This window comes from Klebsiella sp. K-Nf6, from assembly GCF_002806655.1.
Classification (GTDB): domain Bacteria; phylum Pseudomonadota; class Gammaproteobacteria; order Enterobacterales; family Enterobacteriaceae; genus Klebsiella; species Klebsiella variicola.
Genome location: NZ_PIBN01000038.1, coordinates 1 through 3,588, shown reverse-complemented (window position 1 = coordinate 3,588; position 3,588 = coordinate 1). Strand labels below are relative to the sequence as shown.

Here is a 3,588-nt window from a genome sequence, read left to right as displayed (position 1 = left end):
AACACCTCTACGCCACGGTGAGGCGAAGCAAATCAATTATGCGATATACGACGATGTGACAAGGGTACTGATGCAATGCATCTCGCGAATACCCCCTGTCGTATCGCCGGAAAGCAAAAACCCCGCCGAGCGGCAGGGTTCTAATGGTTAAGCGGTGTGTCGAAGTGACCACTCTTAACAGATTACGATAGTTTTTGCGTACGCGTTAGTGTTTTTATATGATATTAGAAAAATCAACACGGAAGTACAAAACGTGAGCGAGATCATAAAATTAAGAGGGCTGATGAGTTCAAAAACCATAGAGCCGTTCATCCGACACATTAGGTTTCCTTTCTATAAAAATCTTGAAGAGTTCAGTGTAATTAATTTTAATTATCCTATCACAGCATTAGTAGGACAAAACGGAACAAATAAGAGTTCGGTTTTAAGGGCCCTCTATGGCTCTCCTAATAACTACTCTCTTGGTAGCTTGTGGTTTTCCACTGACATTGATGAAATAAAAGATGATGGAAGATCAAGATTCATTTATGGTTATTTCGATTATTCAATCAAAGAAGTTGTCGAAGTAATTAAAACAAGGATCGTTGACCCTGATGATCCTGATCTTTGGGAAACATCTAGACCACTTGCAGGTGATGGCATGAAAAAAATGCCAAAAAATATTGTTTCCCCAAATCAACAAAAGTCGCGATGGAAACAAATTGATAAATTAGTTACCTATATCGACTTCAGGGCATCAATAAGTGCTTTTGACAAATTTTTTTACCACTCTGACTTTAATCTTTATCCTAAGAAAACTTTTTTACGTAAAAGAAGCCACATATTAAAAGATGTAATTGAAAATAATTCATCCAGCTGCAAACCTTTCAAGGGTAAAAAGGAGAGGTTATATAATAACGAACTTCTTTCCAAAGAGAAAGTTGAAATTATAAGCCATATTTTAGGTCGAACTTATAAAAGCATCAGACTAGTGGAGCATGCCCTCTTCACTAATGATAAAGCATCTACAGTTATACTGGAATCAAACAGTCTTAACTATTCTGAAGCCTTTGCAGGCAGTGGGGAATTTGCAGTAACTTTATTGGTTAATCAGATAATAAACGCCCCAAATGCTTCTTTAATCTTATTAGACGAACCAGAAGTTTCGCTCCATCCTGCTGCACAAATAAGACTCATGGAATTTTTAAACCAAATTTGTCTTAAAAACAAACATCAGGTTGTTATTTCGACCCATTCATCATCAATTGTAAGGGATCTTCCTCAAGAGTCTATAAAACTTTTTACATTAAATTCCACAACAGGCAAAGTAAGTATTCTTGAAAATGTTAGTCCAGAGGAGGCATTTTTCACTCTCGGTGACAGACTGTCAAAAAAAACAATTTTCGTCGAAGATAAACTCGCTCAGAAATTCGTTGAAAAGGCTTTAAAAACTGGTGGTTCAGCTTTAGTCAATACATTTGATATAATTTACTGTCCTGCTGGAGCAACCACTTTATTAGGTAATATTGCTGTCCCGTTATTTTTATCCAATGTAACTAATGCAGTATTTTTATTGGATGGAGATCAAAAAACACTTACTGACTTTATAAAGTCCACCCAAATTCCAGAAGACCAAGATCCTGCTCTATCTGAAATATTAAAAAGCATCCTTGGGTGTGAAATAAAAATTCCGACAGATGGAAATGGCGGCAAACCTAATGAGAAGCAAAAAAAGCTTCTTCATCGTGGATTTATTGATTTCTCATATAATTTCATAGGTTATTTACCGGTAATAAACCCAGAGGTTTTTTTAATAGAAAACCTACCTGAGTTTTATTTAGATTTAATCAAAGACAAGGACACATCAGGCCTAACACCCAAAGAAATAACCGTGGAAATATGTAAAAATGATATTGGAAGCAATGAAATTACATCAGATGATATATTTGCCACGCAAATTAGAATCCTATCAAAAATACCTGATAATCATCCTGCATTTATAGAAACAAGAGAGATGCTGAAATTTTTTCTTGAACATGGTATGATCAGGGATAAGTAAAGTTATGGCGGGTTTTATAATGAGCAAAAAGATCAGAGTTTTCGATTTTTTCTCTGGCTGCGGTGGCACTAGCCAAGGTCTAAAAACTGCTGGTTGTGAGATTGTTTTTGGCCTAGATTTTGATTATGACTCAAGCGAAACCTTTAAGGCTAACAATCCTGATGCCGTATTCATCAATGATGACATTAGGTCAGTTGATGTTGCTGACATCTCTCAATTAGTTGAAACAGCAAAAAAAGATGCAAAGATTCTGTTCTGCGGGTGCGCTCCATGCCAACCTTTTTCAAAGCAAAATCAGAATAAAACCACTTCAGATCCCAGAAGAGGTTTGTTATCAGAATTCGGTCGCTTTGTAGAATTCTACAAACCCGATTATGTATTGATAGAAAATGTGCCTGGTTTACAAAAAGTGGATGTAAATGACGGTCCTCTCTATGGTTTTATTTCTATTCTAAAAAATAGGAATTACAATCTTGTTTATGGCGTTATTCCAGCATTATGGTATGGTGTTCCGCAAACGCGTGAAAGATTTGTTTTAATGGCCTCTCTTGAATCTCAAATTCATTTACCGGAGCGCACTCATAATGGAAGTGATATTCCATTCGCTACGGTTAGAGATTGGATTGGTAACATACCCTCTATTGAAGCCGGGGAATCTCATCCGTTGGTGAAAGACCATGTTAGTGCAAAACTTTCAGAGCTGAATTTAAAACGAATTAGATGCACCCCTGAAGGTAAAGGACGAGAATATTGGCCAAGAGAACTTTTGCTTGAATGCCACAAGAAGCATACAGGTCATAGCGACGTTTATGGGCGTTTGGCATGGGATAAACCAGCAAGTGGGTTAACTACACGATGCATTAGTTACTCAAACGGCCGGTTTGGACATCCCGAACAAGACAGAGCTATTTCTGTTCGGGAGGCGGCCCTGCTTCAAACGTTTCCAATAGATTACATTTTTAAAGGCTCCATGCTATCTAAGGCGAAACAAATAGGTAATGCTGTTCCGCCAAAAATGGCTGAGTCAATAGGAAATGTTTTTATCAAAATTTAAGCTGGAGCCCTAGCTCCAGCTAGTCTAAAGCATCATTAAAACCCCTTCAATAAACCCCATGGCATTATGCAATTCTTTCCTGATGGTACCATCAGAGCATTTAAGTTTCTTAGCGATGCTACGTAAGGAGATTCCGATAATAAAATGAGCAATAATTAACTCATACTCTTCTGGCTTATATTTCCGCAATCGCGCTACACAACCGTCAATCATGATACCTTCATCATCATCGCATTGCTGGCGTGTTTTCTTTCCATGAGGTAGCAAACCTTTAAACCCAGCAGCAATGGGTTGCCAGTCAACACCACTATTGTCAGATGCCGCCCAAGCTCCCCAGCGGTCCAATATTTCGTACATATCTCTCATTTTTAAAGCTCCTCAGGAAAGAACGCCGAGCGCGTATGCCCGGTCCAGCAATTTAATAATCAATACCGGCTGGGTGCCGTATTCACGCTCAAAAGCGGCAGGGTCATGGTGCAAAGCACGGTGGTGCTTG

Annotated in this window: 3 protein-coding genes and 1 pseudogene; 2 read left to right on the top strand and 2 right to left on the bottom strand. The window is 38.4% G+C overall.

Annotated features, from left to right (window positions below):
* Window positions 1-253 precede the first annotated feature (253 nt).
* Complete coding sequence (locus CWM61_RS28440; protein ID WP_227521410.1) at window positions 254-2,038, top strand: ATP-dependent nuclease; 1,785 nt, start codon at window positions 254-256, stop codon at window positions 2,036-2,038.
* A gap of 19 nt (window positions 2,039-2,057) precedes the next feature.
* Window positions 2,058-3,092 carry a DNA cytosine methyltransferase gene (locus tag CWM61_RS28435; RefSeq protein ID WP_100632266.1) on the top strand — a complete coding sequence of 345 codons (1,035 nt, stop codon included), beginning with the start codon at window positions 2,058-2,060 and terminating at the stop codon, window positions 3,090-3,092.
* A 24-nt stretch (window positions 3,093-3,116) separates the two neighbouring features.
* Here the strand turns inward: CWM61_RS28435 and CWM61_RS28430 are convergent, their stop codons facing one another.
* Window positions 3,117-3,458, bottom strand: a complete 342-nt coding sequence (locus tag CWM61_RS28430; RefSeq protein WP_017898982.1) for an antiterminator Q family protein — start codon at window positions 3,456-3,458, stop codon at window positions 3,117-3,119.
* A 12-nt stretch (window positions 3,459-3,470) separates the two neighbouring features.
* A pseudogene (locus tag CWM61_RS28425) lies at window positions 3,471-3,588 on the bottom strand (DUF968 domain-containing protein); the annotation flags it as partial.

Coding starts and splice junctions, on each gene's coding strand:
- CWM61_RS28435 (WP_100632266.1), top strand. CDS start 2,058: ATGAGCAAAAAGATCAGAGTTTTCGATTTTTTCTCTGGCTGCGGTGGC.
- CWM61_RS28430 (WP_017898982.1), bottom strand. CDS start 3,458: ATGAGAGATATGTACGAAATATTGGACCGCTGGGGAGCTTGGGCGGCA.